Source organism: Janthinobacterium rivuli (genome assembly GCF_009208735.1).
Lineage (GTDB): Bacteria > Pseudomonadota > Gammaproteobacteria > Burkholderiales > Burkholderiaceae_D > Janthinobacterium.
The window spans coordinates 22,590-40,265 of sequence record NZ_WFLJ01000008.1 but is presented as its reverse complement, the minus strand read 5'-3'; the positions used below and the strand labels follow the sequence as shown (position 1 = coordinate 40,265).

The window sequence follows — 17,676 nt, the reverse complement described above, 5'->3', positions numbered from 1 at the left end:
ATCATTTTTGCAGGATAGCCCCATGACCACCACCACTTCCATCACCATGAATCTGATCCTGCAAGGCCTGGACGGCGACAGCGCCCGCCTCGAGCGCATCGCCGCGCTGGCCGCGCCCACGTCCATCACGCGCCTGGGACCGAACGCCGTGCGCTGCGAACAGATCGCCTACTCGCCCGCGCTGCGCCCCACCATCGAAGTGGCGGCCCAGGCGGCGCAGCTGGACGCCACCTACATGATGGGCCAGCGCGAGCTCAGCGAATTCAAGCTCGTGGCGATGGACATGGATTCGACCCTGATCACCATCGAATGCATCGATGAAATCGCCGACATGCAGGGCTTGAAACCGCAGGTGGCGGCCATCACGGAAGCGGCCATGCGCGGCGAACTCGATTTCGCCGCCAGCCTGAAGCAGCGCGTGGCCCTGCTCGAAGGCCTCGATGCGTCGGCCCTGCAGCGCGTCTACGATGAACGGTTAAAACTGTCGCCGGGCGCGGAAGCGATGCTGGCGGCCGTGCAAAAGGCCGGCCTGAAAACCCTGCTGGTGTCGGGCGGCTTTACCTTCTTCACGACGCGCCTGAAGGAACGCCTGGGCCTCGATTACACGCACGCGAACGAACTGGAAATCGTCGACGGCAAGCTGACGGGCAAAGTGTTGGGGGGCATCGTCGACGCCGAGGAAAAACGCCGCACCGTGGAGCGCGTGTGCGCGGAGCTGGGCATTTCCCCCGCACAGGCCATCGTCATGGGCGACGGCGCCAACGACTTGAAGATGATGGGCATCGCCGGCCTGTCCGTGGCCTTCCGCGCCAAGCCTGTGGTGCGCTCGCAAGCCGACGTGGCGCTGAACTTCGTGGGACTCGATGGCTTGCTCAACGTATTGACCTGAGTCAGGGACAAGGACGCGGCGCCAGACGGTGCGCGCGGGGCGGCATATTTTTGCTATATTGCAAACTTGTGATCAACCCGCCAACCCGTCGTGAAAGAACGCCGCATGCCGCCAACGCTGCCAGAAGAAATACAACGCCACCTCGATGTATTCGTCGCCGCCGCGCAAAATGCCTTCGGCGCCGACCTGGTCGCTGCCGTGCTGTTCGGCTCGGCCGCCGATGGCCAGGTGCGCGCCACCTCCGACGTCAACCTGCTGCTCCTGCTCAAGCGCTTTGCGCCGCCAGCGGCCGATGCGCTGCGCGGGCCCTTGCGCCTGGCGCACGCCGCCATCGATTTGCAGGTGATGTTTCTGCTCGAGGGCGAATTGACGCAGGCCGCCGACGCCTTCGCCGTCAAGTTCGCCGACATCATCGCGCGCCATCGGGTCTTGCTGGGCAATGATCCTTTCGCCAGCCTGCACACCAGCCGCGACGCCGTGCTGCGGCGGCTGCGGCAAGTGCTGCTGAACCAGCAGGTGCGCATGCGCGAACGGTATATGCTCGTGAGCCTGAATGAAGAACAGCTGGCCGGCGCCATCGCCGACGTAGCCGGCCCCCTGCGCTCGGCGGCCGCCTCGCTGGCGCAGCTGGAGGGCAAGCCTGCGCTGTCCGGCAAGCAGGCGCTCGAAACGTTTGTCGACCAGCTGGGCGAACCGGCCCTGCACGCGGCCCTGCAAGCGATGTCAAAGGCGCGCGAAACGGCGCGCCTGGCGCCGGGGCAGGCCCTGCCCGCCTTCACGGGCCTGATGGCCATTACCGCACGCCTGCGCGAACACGCGGAGCAGATGCAGTGAACGGCGTCAATCCGTTTGACTGGAGCGGTCCGTGGTTCCTGCTGGCCTATCTGATCTTCGGCCTGCTCGTGTACTACCTGGCGCGCGAGCTGCTGATCCGCCAGGAATTGCGCAATCCGCACGCCCAGCTGTCGCTGGCCGACGATCCCTACCGTATCGCCTTCCTGCGCGGCGGCGCGCTCGAAGCCGTGAAGATCGCCGCCATCGTGCTGGTCGACCGCGGCTTGCTGCGCGCCGATGGCCCGCTGCTGGAAACGGCCAGCGCCGACAGCCTGCGCTTCGCCAGCCATGACATCGAACGCGACGTGCTGCGGCTGTACCTGGGCCGCCAGGGCCACAGCAGGGAGCTGGCCGCGCAGGCCGAGATGCAGCCCTCGTGCCGCGCCTACCTGGACACCTTGACGCAGCAGGAATTGCTGGTCGGCCCGCCGCTGCTGCGCCGGCGCGAACGCATCACCTGGGTCGCGCACTGGCTGCTGCTGACGGTGGCCGCCGTCAAGGCCGTCATCGCCATCGGCCGCCAGCATTACAACCTGCTGTTCCTGGCGCTGCTGCTGGCGATCTTCCTGCTCATGCTGCGCGGCTTGCGCACCCAGTCGACCAGCTGGAGCACGCAGCGCTTGCTGACCGACCTGCGCATGCTGTTTGGCCGCCTGAACCTGCGCGCCTCGCGCCTGCAGGCAGGCGGCGGCAACGCCGACATGGCACTGTTGGCCGCCATCTTCGGCATCGGCGCCCTGCCGCCATCCGTGTACGCCTACGTCGCCGAGCTGTACCCGGTGCCGCGGCAAAACAGCGGTGGCGATTCGTCGTCCGGCAGCTCGGGCGACTCCTCGTCGGGTGGCGGCGACGGTGGCGGCGATGGCGGCGGCGGCAGCGGCTGTGGCGGTTGCGGTGGTGGCGGCGGCTGTGGCAGTTAGCCAGGTGGCCACGCGCGACCGCGTCGGCCTGGGCTGGCGCGGCGAACTGGCTGCCGGCATCCTGTCCAACCTGGCCCACATCGACGTGCTGGAAGTGATCGCCGACGATTACTACGGCGCCGCGCGCGCCCGCATCGCGGCCTTGCGCAGCCTGGCGCGCCAGGTGCCCGTCAGCCTGCACGGCGTCGGCATGGGCCTGGCGTCGACGATGCCCGCCGACCCGCGCCGCCTGCATGCGATGGCGCGCCTGATGAAGGAGGTGCCAGCCGAATCGTGGTCCGAGCACCTGTGTTTCGTGCGCGCCGGCGGCATCGAGATCGGCCACCTGGCGGCGCCGCCGCGCACGCCGTGCAGCGCCGCCGGCGCCATCGCCAATATCGCGCTGGCCACGCGCATCGTCGGCAGCGCGCCGCTGATGGAAAACATCGCCACCCTGGTCCAGCCGCCCGGCAGCACGCTGGACGAAGCCGAGTGGCTGGCGCGCATCATCCACGGCGCGCAAGTGCCGCTGCTGCTGGACCTGCACAACCTGTATGCGAACGCCGTCAATTTCGGTCATGACCCGGAGCAACTGCTGCAGCGCCTGCCCCTGGAGCGGGTCGGCGCCGTGCACCTGAGCGGCGGCCACTGGATCGCCGCGCCTGACGGCGGCCAGCGCCTGCTGGACGACCATCTGCACGACGTGCCGTCCGCCGTCTTCGACCTGTTGACCGTGCTGGCGCGCCATGCGCCGCAACCGTTGACGGTGATCGTCGAACGCGACGGCAATTACCCGTCGTTCGAGCACGTGCTGGGCCAGCTGGAATGGGCGCGCGCGGCCTTGCGCGCGGGGCGCAGCGCATGAGTTCACCCGCCCTGGAAACCTATCTGGCCAGGCTGTACACGGACGACGCCGTGCGTGCCGCCTTCCTGCTGGAACCCCGAGCGCAAGCCTTGCGGCATGGCTTGTCGCCGCAGGAAGCGGAGGCGATGGCGGCGATGGACCGCGTCGGCCTGCAGATGGCGGCGGCCAGCTATCGCGCCAAGCGGGCCGGGCGCGCCAAGCACGCCGTGCAGGCCACGCCAGCGCAGCGCTGGTGGCGCCGGCTGCTGCAAGCCTGGCGCTGAGCGCCCGCTACAGCTGCCACAGCCGCAGCGGCAGCAGCCCCCACCAGGCCAGCACCAGCAGCAGTTGCAAGACCGCCAGCAAGGCCACCCAATCCCATTTCGCCCATGAACCCGCCTCGGCCGCCGTGCCGCGGCTGCGCCAGCAGCGGGCCAGGCCGAACGCCGTCGCCAGCGGCAGCGCCCCCGTCACCAGCGCCAGCAACACGCTGGCGATGGTCACGTCGCCCAGGCGCAGATAGGACTGGAAATAGAAAAACGGCAGCGGCAGGAGCAGCGCCAGCAGCGACAGCAGTGGCGCGAACAGGTGGCCGCCCCGCCCCAGTCTGCGCAGCGCGGCGCGCCACACGCCCACCACCAGCACATACAGCAAGCCCGCCATGCCCAGGGCCAGGCTGCCCCACAACACCAGCATGCGCAGCATCGACGCGCGCTCATAGCTGCGCAAGCCGTCGCTGAGGATATGCTTGCCATCCTCCTGCATCAGCACGTGCGACGGCGTGCTGCGGTCGCTGGCGCGGAACAGCAAGCCGCCCACCGGTTCCAGTTCCTTCGGCTCGCCCTGGAACGGGATCAGGAACAGCGATTCGCCATCCCATTTCAGGCGCGTAAAGCCGAACACGGCGTCGACCCAGGCCATGCTGGCCATGGGGCTGGGTGACGGCACATACACGCCCTGCCAGTTTTCCACCGTGGGCGCGGGCGTGCCCTGCGGCGCTGGCGCGCGCAGCGGCAGTTCCAGGTCGCGCAGCAGCAGGCGGTTGAAACGTTCATAGTCTGCCTGCTCGGCGTCCGTGTTGAAGGCAACAAAAAAAGCGCTTTCCTGCTCCGGATACAGGCACAGCATGGCGCGGAAACCCACGGCCGTGCCAGGGTGGCAGGCGCCGACGACATTGTGGCGGTCGCGCACGGCCAGCGCCAAGCCATGGCCCGTTGCCAGGCCCGCCTGCGCCGCATCCGTGCCGGCCGGTTCGGACAAGGCGCCCATCAACGCCAGGTCGATGAAGCGCTCGCCCTGCAGCTTGCCATCGCCCATCAGGAATTGCGCCAGCTTGCCCATGTCGGCCGCCGTGGTGGTGAACTGCGCGGCCGGGCGCAGATACTGGGGCACGGCCGGCTGGGCCACGCCATGCTCGAAGTAGCCCATGGCCAGGCGCGGGTCCGCCTGCGCACCCGCCTGGGTAACGAAGGCAAACGTGCTGTCCGCCATGCCCAGCGGCCGCAGCAGCTGCGCATCGAGATAGCGCTCATACGGCTGGCCCGTGACTTTTTCGATCACCATGCCCAGCAAGCCATAAGCCATGTTGGAATACGCATAGCGGCTGCCGGGCCGGGCGCGCACGCGCAGCAGATTGCGCCCGCCGTCAAAAGCATCGGCCAGCGGCGTGTCCGGCGCCGGGTTCAGGCTGAACGCCTGCCAGAAGCGCACATTATCGAGGCCGGACGTATGCGCCAGCAGGTGGCGGATGCGCACGGGGTCGCTGGTTTGCCACGGGTTGTTCAGCGCCAGTTCCGGCAGCACCTGCTGCACGGGCGTGTCGAGCGTGAGCCGGTCTTCGCTGACCAGGCGCAAGACGCCCAGCGCCAGCGCCACCTTGCCCACGGAACCGACCTGCATGCGCGTGTCCGCCTGCATGGGCATGTGCTTGGCGGCATCGCGCAGGCCGGACGCGCCGACTTTGACTGTTCCATCGGGCAAGACTTCACTCCAGACGGCGCCTGCCAGGCCCTCGTCCTTCAAGCCGGCGGCGAATTCCGCCTCCAGGGTGGGGCCGGCGGCATGGGCCGCCGTGGCGCACAGCAGCAAGGCCGGCACGGCGCGCCGCAGCCAGGACATGGCGCGCGCGGCCAAGGCGGGATATCGATCTCGTTTCAACAATGTATTTCGCCTTTTTTCATGGACTGCGCTCCCGCGCCGCTTTGCTTGTTACAATTAAAAATTGAGCAACGACGGGAGCCTTCATGTCACAAGATATTATTTTAGATACCCAACTCCAGCAGACCAAAAACCTGGCCTGGTGGTTGTACCTGATACATGGCGCCAGCTTCGTGTTTTCGCTGGGCGCGTTTTCCTTCATTCCGCTCATCATCAATTATGTGAAGCGGGACGAGGCGGCCGGGACCTTCGTGTACAGCCATCACAGCTGGATGATCCGTTCCTTCTGGTGGTATATGGCCTGGATCGTCGTCGGCGCCATCCTGTGGATCACGCTGATCGGCATTCCGCTGGCCTTCGTCGTGTGGGGCGTGGCCTGGCTGTGGAAAGCCTATCGCCTGCTGCGCGGATTCATCGACCTGAACAACAACACGCCCGTCCCCATGTAAACGGTGCTTCGCGGCAAGCCAACGGCTTGCCGCTTCCTACATCGCCGCGAACGCCCGTTCGATATCGGCGATCAAGTCCTGCGGATCTTCCAGTCCCACATTCAGGCGCACCAGCTGGCCCGGCAACGGCCAGCCCTTGCGCATGGCGGCGATGCGGTACGGCATCACCAGGCTGTTCGCGCCGCCCCAGCTGTAGCCAATCTTGAACAACTGCAAGGCATCGACGAAGCGGTCCGTTTGCGCCTCCGTGTAGCGGGCATCGAACAGCACGGAAAACAGGCCGCCCGCGCCCGTGAAATCGCGCTGCCAGATGGCGTGGCCGGGGCAGTCCTCGAAAGCCGGATGCAGCACCGTGGCGATCTCGCTTCGCCCCTTGAGCCAGGCGGCCACCGTGCGCGCGCCCGCATCGTGGGCGTCGAAGCGCAGCTTCATGGTGGGCAAGCCGCGCAGCACCAGGTAGGCATCGTCCGCGCCCACGCCCATGCCCAGACGCATGTGCGCCTGCGCCAGGCGGTCGTGCAGCGCACGCTCGCGCGTAATGAGCGCCCCCATCAGCACGTCGGAGCCGCCCGACTGGTATTTCGTCAGCGCCTGCATGATGATGTCCACGCCCAGGTCGAAACCGCGCAGGGCCAGGCCGGCCGACCAGGTGTTGTCCAAGGCCACCAGCACGCCGCGCGCATGGGCGGCCGCGCAAATGGCGGGCAAGTCCGGCACTTCCATCGTCACGGAACCGGGCGCTTCCGTCCAGATGAGCTTGGTATTCGGCTGGATCAGCGCCGCGATGCCGGCGCCGATCAGCGGGTCGTAGTAGCGGGCCGTGATGCCGAAGTCCTGCGCCAGCCAGCGCCCCAGTTCGCGGTTCGGGTTGTAGATATTTTCCGGCAATAAAACGTCATCGCCCGTTTTCAGCAGCACAAAATCCGCCATGGCGATGACCGCCAGGCCCGACGGTGCCAGCAGGCAGTGATTGCCTCCTTCGATCTCGGCCAGCCGCGCTTCCAGGGTGAACGTGGTGGGCGTGCCGTGCAAGCCGTAGGTGTAGGCGTTCTTTTCTTTCCAGTCGCCCGAGCGCATGGCCGCCACATCCTTGAACAGCACGGTCGATGCGTGATGGATGGCATTCGGAAAGGCGGCAAAGCCTTGCGGCGCCTGGTAATCGCTGTGGATCAGCGCGGTCTGCGGAGATTTGGATGTGGTCATGGCGTCGGAAAATAAAAAAGACGGACTGCAATAATTGCGAGTCCGCCTTGATTGTAAGGGCTTATGCCCTTGCCTGCCGTACAGTTGTTACACCTGCTTACTCGGCAGCGCCCCACAGGTCGTGCGCATCGGCCGAGGTAATGGTCACGTCGACGAACTGGCCGACGGCCAGCTTGCGGTGCGGCTCGAACGGCGGCTTGACGTAGACGACGCCATCGATTTCCGGCGCGTCGGCGGACGAGCGGCCCACGCCGCCGGAACGGGTGACTTCATCGATGAGCACGCGCACGGTCTTGCCGACCTTGGCCTGCAGGCGCTTTTTCGAAATTTCTTCCTGCAGCAGCATGACGCGGCCGCGGCGCTCCTCGCGCAGCTCTTCCGGCACGGGGTTGGCGATGGCGTTGGCCGTCGCGCCTTCGACGGGCGAATAGGCGAAGCAGCCCAGGCGGTCGATCTGCGCTTCCTTGAGGAAGTCGAGCAAGTACTCGAACTCCGCTTCCGTCTCGCCCGGGAAACCGGCGATAAAGGTCGAGCGGATGGTCAGGTCCGGGTTGATGGCGCGCCAGGCCTGGATGCGGTCGAGGTTTTTCTCGCCGCTGGCCGGGCGCTTCATGCGTTTGAGCACGTCAGGGTGCGCATGCTGCATCGGAATGTCGAGGTAAGGCAGGATGTGGCCGCCGCTCATCATCGGGATGATCTGGTCCACGTGCGGGTATGGATACACATAGTGCAAGCGCACCCAGGCGCCGTAGGACTTGGCCAGCTCGCCCAGCGCTTCCGTCAGCTGCGTCATGTGCGTTTTCACGGGACGGCCATTCCAGAAGCCGGAACGGAATTTCACGTCCACGCCATACGCCGAGGTGTCTTGCGAAATGACCAGCAATTCCTTGACGCCGGCCTTGAACAGATTTTCCGCTTCGATCATCAATTCGCCGATCGGGCGCGAGACGAGGTCGCCGCGCATGGACGGGATGATGCAGAAGCTGCAACGGTGGTTGCAGCCTTCGGAAATTTTCAGGTAGGCATAGTGCTTCGGCGTCAGCTTGACGCCTTGCGGCGGCACCAGGTCGAGGAATGGCGCATGCGGTTTCGGCAGGTGGAAGTGGACGGAATCCATCACTTCGGCCAGCGCGTGCGGACCCGTGACGGACAGCACTTTCGGGTGCACCTTCATGATGATGTCGTCGCCGGCAGCATCTTTCTTGGCGCCCAGGCAGCCGGTGACGATCACTTTACCGTTTTCAGCCAGCGCTTCGCCGATGGCGTCGAGCGACTCTTGCACGGCGGCATCGATAAAACCGCAGGTATTGACGATCACCAGATCGGCGCCAGCGTAGGATTTCGCCGTTTCGTAGCCTTCGGCGCGCAGTTGGGTCAGGATTTGTTCGGAGTCGACCAGCGCTTTCGGGCAGCCGAGCGAGACAAAGCCCACTTTCGGCGCCGCACCTGGCATGGCCTGCATGGCCTCGGGCTGGGCGGAAGGAACGGGAATACGGTGAATTTCGGACATAGTTGGCAGCTGGAAAATGGTGAGGCGAATCGGCTATTGTACCCCGAGCCGCCCTTAGCTGTCAGCGCGGACTCCTTTTGCCAGCGCATCTGCAACGCTTCAACCGCAACTTTGTTCCGGCTACTGCCGTAATGGCAGTGCGCGAATAATATCCCGCCCCGCATCACCGGTATCAAGAAATTAAAAAATAATGCCACAAAGAAACTAATGACTGACATATAATTGTTTTTTAAAAAACTAAATCAATCTCATGTCTTTTTCCTTTTCCAATCTGACAGCGCGACGCTCGGCAGTCGCGGCTTGCGGTTTGACCGTATTGCTGCTGAGCGGTTGCGTCGTCAACACGTCGGTGCTTGACCCACTGAAAATGAGCGCACAGTCGGGAGAAACCCCGGTAGTCGTCAGCATCACGTCGAACACCAAGGATATTTACGGTTTCAACACGATCAAGTTACGCCGTGTGGTGGCGGGAGAGCAGCGCAGTGATTTCAAGCTGGTGTCCGCCAACCTGGTGATGAAAAAGGTCGAGAGCGCGATGGCAGGCGATACTTCCCTTTTCATTGGCGCACTACCGCCTGGCGATTATGAGTTTGTCGAATTGATCGACACCCGGGCCAACAAGCTCTTGCATGTGTACTCGACCATCGTGGGAAGCTTCAAAATAGAAGCGGGCAAATCGACGGATCTGGGTCGATTGATTGTGACACGCGGCAATTTCGGCGTGGAATACGGTCGTAGCGCCCAGGTGGCATCGAATGCGCAATTGATCCAGCGCTTTGCCCCCGACTACAGCGCCATGTTTGGCGCCGCTGCCAGCCTTGGCTGGAACACCCCGCGCCACGCGCAGGACAATGTCGAGCAAATTGCTCGCGCCCACCCTGCAGGGGCCGAGTGCGCCACTGAAATGCCCGATGGCCGGGTGGCTGCCGCCAGCCGCATGGGCGCCGTCCTGATCCGCTCGACGCAAGGGCTCTGGAATATCCTCAATGCGCAATCGGTGGAGTCGCTGTCTTGCGTATTTCCCGTTGACCTGCCCAATGCCGAGTTGATCGCGGTAGGCGAATCGGGCTCCCTGCTGCGCAAAGCGCGTGACAGCGACAAGCTGTTTCCTGTCGATACAGGCAACTTGCCACCCGGCAATCTGCTGCGCATCGGTGGCAACCCCAAGGATGGCTGGTACGTGATGCATCGCAAGGAAGGCGAATTGAACATTTTCCATGCGAATCAACTGGACGCTGGCGACTGGCGATCCGTGTACCATTCCACCTTGCCCGGATCGTGGCTGCATGGTCCAGGCTTATTGTGGACGTGGCAGGACGCGAACCGGATCGGCTATGCCCTGGAAAGCGGCTTGATCGGCGAACTCGATTACAGCACGGGCAAGTTGACCGAGCGCTTTAGTCCGCACAAGAAAAGCTTGACGCAGTTTATCCATCAAGCCAATGGCACGCATAGCGTTCTGGTAGCGGCTGGTCTGGGAGGACGGTTTCCCGACGCCTATGTTTCACGGGATCACGGCCAGAACTGGACGACCATCGTTTCGCCATTCAAAGTCCTGATGTCGCCCGTGGCGCCGCTCAATGACGGCAGATTGCTGATGGAGGCCGGCATGTATAACGACGGAGCACTGCTGGTCAGCAGCGACGAAGGGAAAACCTGGGGGCCGTATGCGCCATACAGCCTGCGCCAAGCTCCATTGATTTTCCCTTCCGGCCTGGCGCTCAATATCATGGAAGATTTCAAGGGTAACGTCAGCATCTACAGTTCCATGGACAATGCCAGGACATGGAAGCTGGAGCATTCCAACCAGGATCTGCTCTCCACGCTGCAACAACTGAAGCAATAAGCGCCTCAGGATTCAGCAACGGCGGCAGGCGGCAAGACCCCCGCAAAGCACAACGGCACAGGAATTCCTGTGCCGTTGTATGGCCCGCATCGGCTGCGTTTACTTCTTGTCCGTCGGCGGCACCGGCGGAACGAAGGGGAAGGTGCCGAACAGATTCTTGCTCTGGCTCTGCATCTGCTCCTGCATCTGCACGAACAGGCTCTTGCTCTGGTCGATGTAGTTGTTCATCATGCCTTGCATCATGGGACCCTGGACATTCATGAACTGGGTCCACATTTCCGGGCTGAATGGCTTGCCTTCGAAACTGCCGGCCGACGTGCCCGTGAATTTGTGCTGGATATCGGTGAACGCTTGCACGTTCTTTTCCAGGTAGGATCCCATCATGCCCTGCATGGCGTGGCCATAGTAGCGGATGATCTGCGACAACACGCTGCTCGAGAACATGGGCGCGCCGTTCGCTTCCTCTTCCAAAATGATTTGCAGCAAGATGCTGCGCGTCAGATCTTCATTGGATTTGGCATCGACGACGGTGAACACTTCATTGTCCAACACCAGCTGCTTGACGTCCGTCAAGGTGATGTAGGAACTGGTTTGCGTGTCATACAGACGGCGGTTGGGATATTTTTTAATCAGGCGGTCTATACTTTTTTTTGCACTACTCATCACAAGTTCCACTTATTGCGCCGCAGCGCATACTGAGTTAATCCGAAAAAAAAGCGAACGTGGGTCCGCTTTCGCACCTGCCTACGTTTTCCATTATAGAGTGGAAAACGGCTCCATTGCACATCAGGGTAGTAGATTCCCGCATTTATTGCAACGCAACTAAAAGTAGATTCCTGACAAGACCGGTGATTACGCCAATCTTGTCAGGCCAGAAGCTTTTGTAAACTAGTCCGCCCTGACTTTAACATACCGCCCCGGCGCCGGCTCGATTGCCGCGTGGCGTTTGTTGCCCGGCTTGCCCGGCACCTTCACCTGCGCACCGCCGTGTTCGGCCAGGAAGGCCGCCCATTCCGGCCACCAGCTGCCCACGTGCTCGGTCGCGCCTGCCATCCACTGCTCGGCCGTCAAGGGCTGGGCTTTCGCCGTGCGCGCGCCCTTGCCTGCGTCGTTGCTCCAGTAACTGCGCTTTTTCTTCGAGGCAGGATTGATCACGCCGGCGATGTGGCCCGAGGCGCCGAGGATGAAGCGGTTGGCTTTCGGTTTTTTCGGGTTCAGCAAGGCCGTGCTGGCATAGGCCGCGCCCCAGGGCACGATATGATCTTCGCGCGAACCGTAGATGAAAGCGGGCGCGTCGATGCTGCTCAGGTCGACCTTTTCACCGGCCACCGTCAGCTTGCCCGGCACTTTCAGGCTGTTTTCCAGGTAAGTGTTGCGCAGATACCAGCAGAACATGGGACCCGGCAAGCCCGTGCCATCGCCATTCCAGTACAGCAAGTCGAACGCGGGCGGCTCCTTGCCCTTCAGGTAATTCGACTGCACGTAGTTCCACACGAGGTCGTTCGGCCGCAGGCTCGAGAACGTGCTGCCCAGGTCGCGGCCCGTCATCAGGCCGCCCTTGGCCAGGGTTTGCTCGCGCAGTGCCACTTGCGGCTCGTCGATGAAGACGTCAAGCGCGCCCGCGTCGCAGAAGTCGAGGAAGGTGGTCAGCAGGGTCAGGCTGGCGGCCGGACTCTCGCCGCGCGCCTTGAGCACGGCCAGCGCCGTCGAGACGATGGTGCCGCCCACGCAAAAGCCGAACATATTGAGCTTGTCCTGGCCGGAAATGTCCTGCGTGACACGGATGGCTTCGATCACGCCTTGCTCCACGTAATCGTCCCACGTCAGGTGCTGCATGCTCAGGTCCGGATTGCGCCAGGACATGAGGAACACGGTATTGCCCTGCTCCACCGCATAGCGCACGAGCGAGTTTTCCGGCTGCAAGTCAAGGATATAGAATTTATTGATGCACGGCGGCACCATCAGCAGCGGCCGCTGGTGGACCGTGGGGGTGCTTGGCGTGTACTGGATCAGCTGGAACAAGGCGTTTTCAAATACCACCGTGCCCGGCGTGGTGGCCACGTTGCGGCCCACTTCGAAGGCCGATTCGTCCGATTGCGAGATGCGGCCCTTCTGCATGTCGGCCAGCATGTTGCTCAAGCCCTTGGCCAGGCTTTCACCCTTGGTCTCGATCAGGGTTTGCTGCGCGTCGGGGTTGGTGGCAAGAAAATTGGCGGGCGACATGGCGTCGACGATTTGCTGCACGGCAAACGCAATTTTTTGCTTCTGGTGCGGCGTCGCTTCCACGGCGTCGGCCATGGCGCTGAGAAACTCCGCGTTCAGCAAATAGGCGGCCGCATTGAAGGCCGACAGGGGGCTGGCGTGCCAGGCGGGCGCGGAAAAACGGCGGTCTTTCAACTCCGGCGCCTTGCCTGCCATAAAGTCGGCCCACAAGCCCGTCAGTTTGGCCACGTAGGCATTTTTCAGTTGCTCGATCGCTTCCGGCTTGATGCTGGCGCCCGCATCCTGCAAAATGCCGGCAATCGGATTGCCAGCGGGCTGCGGTACCATGTTGAACCACGTCTTCCACTGCTCAGGATTGCTGATCTGCGCCATCCATTCCTTGGTCATCATTTGAGGATCGGGCATATTCATAGATGTATGTAAGTCCATTCAAGAATTAATAAATAACTACTTCCGGGCCACCTGCATGCAAACTCTTACTGACTGCCACTACTCATGATGCTCATGACCGCTGTTGCCTGGATCTATGTCGTCGGCCTCATGGCGCTGACGGAACCGTCCATCGTCGCCGGGGTGATGACCTTCGTGCTGTACTGCGTCATCCCGCTGTCCATCCTATTCTATCTGACGGGCTCGCGGCGACGCAAACGCAAGGCTGAGCTAAAAGCGCGCGCTCTTGCCTCAGCAGACGATAAAACAAAAACGGCAGACACATAAGTGTCTGCCGTGCAGATTATTTGCGCCAGATCAAGCTGGCCTGTCTTCCCGTGACGCCATCGCGCCGGTACGAATAAAACTGCGCCGCATCGCTGACGGTGCAATACTCCCCACCCGCCACTTGCGCCACGCCATCGCGCAGCAACATGGTACGCGCCAGCGCATAGATGTCGGCCAGATACTTGCCCGGCTTGCCAGCGATGGCGACGAAGGAAGCGCTGAGCACTTGCCGCTCGGCATCGTCGCGCGCGCCGTCGCGGAACGCCTGCAGCACGTCCCGCCCCACTTCGAATTGCTGCGGACCGATGGCCGGCCCCAGCCAGGCGAGGATGTCCGTCGCGCCCTGCGACCGCATATTCTCCACCGTGCGCTGCAAGACGCCGTTGGCCAGGCCGCGCCAGCCCGCGTGGGCCGCACCGACGACCAGCCCATCCGTCGAACAAAACAATACCGGCAGGCAATCGGCCGTCATCACCACGCACACGGCGCCAGGCTGCGTTGCCACACTGGCGTCGGCGTCCGGCACGCAGCCGTCCAGCTTGCCGGCATCGGCCACGGCCACGCCATGCACCTGCGACAGCCAGGCAGGCTCGGATGGCAAGGCGCCCGCCAGCCGCGCGCGGTTGGTCGCCACATGCGCGGCCGCGTCGCCCACGTGCGTGCCCAGGTTCAAGCCACCGCCGCCCTGCCCGTCACCATACGGTCCCTGGCTGACGCCGCCCGCGCGCACGGTCGCCAGCGCGCCCACGTTCGCGGGCAGGCCGGGCCAATCGGGAGTGATAGAAGGCAAGGCAGCCGTCATCAGATCTGTTCCGGCTCGGGAATGCCGGCCGTGGCGATCAGTTGGGCGAAATCATCGGCCAGCGGCACGATCCACTCGCACGCTTCCAGGGTGCCCGGATGCACGAGACCCAGGCGGCGCGCCTGCAGCGCCTGGCGCGAGAAGACGGACACCAGGTGCTGCTTGCCGTACACGTAGTCACCGACCAGCGCGAAGCCCAGGTGCTGCATGTGCACGCGGATCTGGTGCGTGCGGCCAGTTTCCAGACGGCATTGCATCAGGCTCACGGGACGGCGGTCGAGTTCACCGCTGCCGATCAATTCATAGTGCGTGATGGCAGGCTTGGCGGTGAAGTTTTCCGACACGGCCATCTTGACCCGGTCGCGCGGGTGGCGCGCGATCGACGCATCGATGGTGCCCGCCTGTTTCGGCGTGCCCCACACGAGGGCGAAATACTCGCGCTTGACGGTGCGCGCCTGCAGCTGGCGCACCAGGTCCGTTTGCGAGGCCAGGGTCTTGCCGACGACCATCAGGCCGCTCGTATCCTTGTCCAGGCGGTGCACGATGCCGGCGCGCGGCACGCCGGCCAGTTGCGGACAGTGGTGCAGCAGGCCGTTGAGCAGGGTTCCCGACCAGTTGCCGGGGCCCGGATGCACGACCAGTCCGGCCGGTTTGTTGATGACGATGATATGCTCATCTTCGTGCACGATGTTCAATTCCATCGCTTCCGGCTTAAAAGCCTCGTCTTCCGGCGCGCTTTGCGGCAGAATGACGATCTTCTCGTCGCCATAGGCGGTCATGTTGCGTTTGGCAACTTTTCCATCGACGGTCACGAAACCGGCTTCCAGCCACAATTGCAGGCGGCTGCGCGAGTATTGCGGCACCAGTTGGGCGATGACTTTATCGAGGCGGTGGCCGCAGGCGTCCGGCGTCAGTTCCAATGTAATCGGGGCCATTTCCTCGAAGACGTCGTCGGCGGCAAAATCGCCGTCAAACGCCTCTTCGGCAGCATGGTCAGAAAGGGAGTCAAACGCGGGGTCAGCCAAATTAGGCTTCGGAGTTAATATCACAGCATTCCCATCGGCTATAATCAGCCTATTGTAAAATCTTGGTTAAAACCTTCTTGCAAAACGTCATGCAAAAAAAATTATCGTTGGTAGTCGCTTCAGTCGTTCTGCTCGGCATGTCCGCTTGCAGCTTGTTGCCTGAAAAAGTGGATGAGACCAAAAACTGGTCCGTTACGAAATTATACTCGGAGGCGCGTGAAGAAATGGCCGGGCAGCACTATGAAGCTGCAATCGGTCTGTTCCAGAAGCTGGAGGCTAACTATCCTTTCGGCAACTATGCTCTGCAAGCGCAGATGGAGATCGCTTACGCGTATTATAAGTCGGGAGACCAGGCTCAGGCACTGGCCGCCGTCGAACGCTTCATCAAGTTGCATCCGAACCACGCCAATGTGGACTATATGTACTACCTGCGGGGCCTGATCAGCTTTAACGACCAGATCAGCTTCCTGAACTTCCTGTACGAGCAAGATCCGACCGAGCGCGACCCGAAAGCGACGCGCGAAGCGTTTGCCGCCTTCAAGCAACTGGTCGACAAGTTCCCAAATAGCAAATATGCGCCCGATTCGCTGGCCCGCATGAACTATTTGATCGATGCCATGGCGAAATACGAAGTGCACGTGGCGCGCTATTACTACCGCCGCGGCGCCTACCTGGCGGCCGCCAACCGCGCGCAAACGACGGTCAGCGATTTCTCCGCCTCGCCCGCCATCGAGGAAGCGCTGTTCATCATGTACCGCTCGTACGACAAGCTGGGCTTGACCGACCTGCGCGACGATACCTTGCGCGTGCTGACCAAGAACTATCCGAACACGGCATTCCTCAGCCCGGAAGGGGTGAACAAGGAACGCAAGTGGTGGAAATTCTGGCAGTAAGATAAGAAAAAACCGGGCTAGCCCGGTTTTTTTCTTGCTTCAACCCCAAAAGCAAGAACCGGGGTCGTACCCTCATGGTACGACCCCAGCTTTTACAGCTGGGGGGCGTTACTGATTCATTCGCGCCTATTCGCCCACTTTGCGCCTAAATACCCAACTAGTATCGTTCGACGCTTCCGGCACGAAACCGTAGCCGTCGACGTCGAACTGTTTCAACTGCTCAGGATCGCGGATGTTATTGACGGCCGCGTAACGGGCCAGCATGCCGCGCGCGCGCTTGGCGTAGAACGAAATGATCTTATACTTGCCGTTCTTCCAATCCTCGAACACGGGGGCGATGACGGGCACGTCCAGCTGGCGCGGCTTGACGGATTTGAAATATTCTTCGGAAGCAAGATTAACCAGCACCTTGGCGCCCTGCTCCATGGCCGCGCGGTTCAGGCCGTTGGTGATGGTGTCGCCCCAGAACGCATACAAATCCTTGCCGCGCGTGGTCGACAGCCGCGTACCCATTTCCAGGCGGTGCGGGTGGATCAGGTCCAGCGGGCGCAGCAAGCCGTACAGGCCCGACAGGATGCGCACGCGCGACTGGGCATAGTCGAGCTGGGCCGGCTGCAGGCTGCGCGCCTCGAAACCGGCGTACACGTCGCCATTGAAGGCCATGATGGCCTGGCGCGCGTCGTCCAGCTGCGGCGTCCAGGAAGCGTAGCGGGCCACGTTCAGGGCCGACAAGGCGTCGGAAATGCCCATCAGGCTGCCCACTTCGGCCGGCGAAAACTGGCGCATGCGGGCGATGAGCTGGGCGGAATGGTCGAGAAAATCGGGGGTGCTGTGCAACGTGGTTGTTGGCGGCGTCTCCAGGTCGAGACTCTTGGCGGGCGAAAGCACGATCAACATAAATTATCACTACAGAATAGAATTGCCGACATGATACCTGCTCCACAAAAACTCGTCCTCGACACCAACGTCTGCCTCGACCTGTTCGTCTTCAACGACCCGCGCTGGGCACCTTTGCTGGCGGCCATGGAAAGCGGCGCCGTGCACGCCATCACGCGTGAAGATTGCCGCGCGGAATATCTGGTCGTCTTGCATTACAAACATCTGCCGCTCGACGAAGCCAGCCGCGCGGTGGCCGCCGCCCGCTTCGACGCCCACATCACGGTGGTGGCGCCGCCCGTCTCCGGCGTGCGCCTGCCCGTCTGCACGGACAAGGATGACCAGAAATTCCTCGAACTGGCGCGCGACGCCAATGCCGACATCCTCATCACCAAGGACAAGGCGCTGCTGAAACTGGCCCGCAAGACGGCCAAGGCCGGCATGTTCAAGATCATGGTGCCGGAAGGCTGGGCCTTGCCAGGCTGAGCCATCGAGGACTGCACGGAACG

Annotated in this window: 18 protein-coding genes; 10 read left to right on the top strand and 8 right to left on the bottom strand. The window is 62.8% G+C overall.

Annotation, left to right across the window (positions count from 1 at the left end):
• Positions 1–46: 46 nt before the first annotated feature.
• From serB to GCN78_RS12115, 5 genes are all read left to right on the top strand, one after another.
• The gene (gene serB / locus GCN78_RS12140) at positions 47–889 is read left to right on the top strand and encodes a phosphoserine phosphatase SerB (RefSeq protein ID WP_152252122.1); all 843 of its coding nucleotides are present in this window, start codon (positions 47–49) and stop codon (positions 887–889) included.
• Between the two features lie 105 nt (positions 890–994).
• Positions 995–1,723 carry a nucleotidyltransferase domain-containing protein gene (locus GCN78_RS12135; protein WP_152251943.1) on the top strand — a complete coding sequence of 243 codons (729 nt, stop codon included), beginning with the start codon at positions 995–997 and terminating at the stop codon, positions 1,721–1,723.
• Positions 1,720–2,643, top strand: a complete 924-nt coding sequence (locus GCN78_RS12130) for a TIGR04222 domain-containing membrane protein (RefSeq protein ID WP_193316708.1) — start codon at positions 1,720–1,722, stop codon at positions 2,641–2,643. The genes GCN78_RS12135 and GCN78_RS12130 overlap by 4 nt, the downstream gene beginning before the upstream one ends.
• Positions 2,633–3,487 carry an MbnB/TglH/ChrH family RiPP precursor modification enzyme gene (locus tag GCN78_RS12120; RefSeq protein ID WP_193316707.1) on the top strand — a complete coding sequence of 285 codons (855 nt, stop codon included), beginning with the start codon at positions 2,633–2,635 and terminating at the stop codon, positions 3,485–3,487. Before GCN78_RS12130 ends, GCN78_RS12120 begins: the two co-directional genes overlap by 11 nt.
• A complete protein-coding gene (locus GCN78_RS12115) occupies positions 3,484–3,750 on the top strand; it encodes a hypothetical protein (protein ID WP_152251941.1) in 267 nt (88 codons plus the stop codon). The genes GCN78_RS12120 and GCN78_RS12115 overlap by 4 nt, the downstream gene beginning before the upstream one ends.
• 7 nt (positions 3,751–3,757) lie before the next feature.
• On the opposite strand, the gene GCN78_RS12110 is transcribed toward GCN78_RS12115, so the two are convergent.
• Positions 3,758–5,623, bottom strand: coding sequence for a serine hydrolase domain-containing protein (locus GCN78_RS12110; RefSeq protein ID WP_152251940.1), 1,866 nt, complete (start codon positions 5,621–5,623; stop codon positions 3,758–3,760).
• Positions 5,624–5,709: 86 nt separating this feature from the next.
• Here GCN78_RS12110 and GCN78_RS12105 point away from each other — a divergent pair, with 86 nt between their 5' ends.
• Positions 5,710–6,072: a DUF4870 family protein gene (locus GCN78_RS12105; RefSeq protein ID WP_152251939.1), complete on the top strand. Its 363-nt coding sequence runs from the start codon at positions 5,710–5,712 to the stop codon at positions 6,070–6,072.
• Between the two features lie 36 nt (positions 6,073–6,108).
• On the opposite strand, the gene GCN78_RS12100 is transcribed toward GCN78_RS12105, so the two are convergent.
• Together GCN78_RS12100 and rimO are read right to left on the bottom strand one after the other, a co-directional pair.
• On the bottom strand, positions 6,109–7,275 hold the full coding sequence (locus GCN78_RS12100) for a cystathionine beta-lyase (RefSeq protein ID WP_152251938.1): 1,167 nt from the start codon (positions 7,273–7,275) through the stop codon (positions 6,109–6,111).
• A gap of 97 nt (positions 7,276–7,372) precedes the next feature.
• Complete coding sequence (gene rimO / locus GCN78_RS12095) at positions 7,373–8,728, bottom strand: 30S ribosomal protein S12 methylthiotransferase RimO (RefSeq protein ID WP_170846336.1); 1,356 nt, start codon at positions 8,726–8,728, stop codon at positions 7,373–7,375.
• Between the two features lie 307 nt (positions 8,729–9,035).
• On the opposite strand from rimO, the gene GCN78_RS12090 reads away from it, so the two are divergent.
• Positions 9,036–10,631 (top strand): sialidase family protein, encoded by a 1,596-nt coding sequence (locus GCN78_RS12090; RefSeq protein WP_152251937.1) that lies wholly within the window; start codon positions 9,036–9,038, stop codon positions 10,629–10,631.
• 99 nt (positions 10,632–10,730) lie between these two features.
• Here the strand turns inward: GCN78_RS12090 and phaR are convergent, their stop codons facing one another.
• Together phaR and phaC are read right to left on the bottom strand one after the other, a co-directional pair.
• Positions 10,731–11,294 carry a polyhydroxyalkanoate synthesis repressor PhaR gene (gene phaR, locus GCN78_RS12085; protein ID WP_010399000.1) on the bottom strand — a complete coding sequence of 188 codons (564 nt, stop codon included), beginning with the start codon at positions 11,292–11,294 and terminating at the stop codon, positions 10,731–10,733.
• Between the two features lie 225 nt (positions 11,295–11,519).
• The gene (gene phaC, locus GCN78_RS12080; RefSeq protein WP_152251936.1) at positions 11,520–13,244 is read right to left on the bottom strand and encodes a class I poly(R)-hydroxyalkanoic acid synthase; all 1,725 of its coding nucleotides are present in this window, start codon (positions 13,242–13,244) and stop codon (positions 11,520–11,522) included.
• 105 nt (positions 13,245–13,349) lie between these two features.
• Here phaC and GCN78_RS12075 point away from each other — a divergent pair, with 105 nt between their 5' ends.
• Complete coding sequence (locus GCN78_RS12075) at positions 13,350–13,571, top strand: hypothetical protein (protein WP_307789224.1); 222 nt, start codon at positions 13,350–13,352, stop codon at positions 13,569–13,571.
• A 16-nt stretch (positions 13,572–13,587) separates the two neighbouring features.
• Here GCN78_RS12075 and pgeF read toward each other — a convergent pair whose 3' ends face one another.
• Together pgeF and GCN78_RS12065 are read right to left on the bottom strand one after the other, a co-directional pair.
• On the bottom strand, positions 13,588–14,373 hold the full coding sequence (gene pgeF / locus GCN78_RS12070) for a peptidoglycan editing factor PgeF (RefSeq protein ID WP_152251935.1): 786 nt from the start codon (positions 14,371–14,373) through the stop codon (positions 13,588–13,590).
• On the bottom strand, positions 14,373–15,398 hold the full coding sequence (locus tag GCN78_RS12065; RefSeq protein WP_152251934.1) for an RluA family pseudouridine synthase: 1,026 nt from the start codon (positions 15,396–15,398) through the stop codon (positions 14,373–14,375). The genes pgeF and GCN78_RS12065 overlap by 1 nt, the downstream gene beginning before the upstream one ends.
• An 89-nt stretch (positions 15,399–15,487) precedes the next feature.
• Here GCN78_RS12065 and GCN78_RS12060 point away from each other — a divergent pair, with 89 nt between their 5' ends.
• Complete coding sequence (locus tag GCN78_RS12060) at positions 15,488–16,291, top strand: outer membrane protein assembly factor BamD (RefSeq protein ID WP_152251933.1); 804 nt, start codon at positions 15,488–15,490, stop codon at positions 16,289–16,291.
• Positions 16,292–16,417: 126 nt separating this feature from the next.
• Here GCN78_RS12060 and yaaA read toward each other — a convergent pair whose 3' ends face one another.
• A complete protein-coding gene (yaaA, locus tag GCN78_RS12055; protein WP_152251932.1) occupies positions 16,418–17,188 on the bottom strand; it encodes a peroxide stress protein YaaA in 771 nt (256 codons plus the stop codon).
• A 30-nt stretch (positions 17,189–17,218) separates the two neighbouring features.
• Between yaaA and GCN78_RS12050 the strand changes: the two genes are divergently transcribed.
• Positions 17,219–17,653 carry a putative toxin-antitoxin system toxin component, PIN family gene (locus GCN78_RS12050; protein ID WP_070281998.1) on the top strand — a complete coding sequence of 145 codons (435 nt, stop codon included), beginning with the start codon at positions 17,219–17,221 and terminating at the stop codon, positions 17,651–17,653.
• Positions 17,654–17,676: the final 23 nt, after the last annotated feature.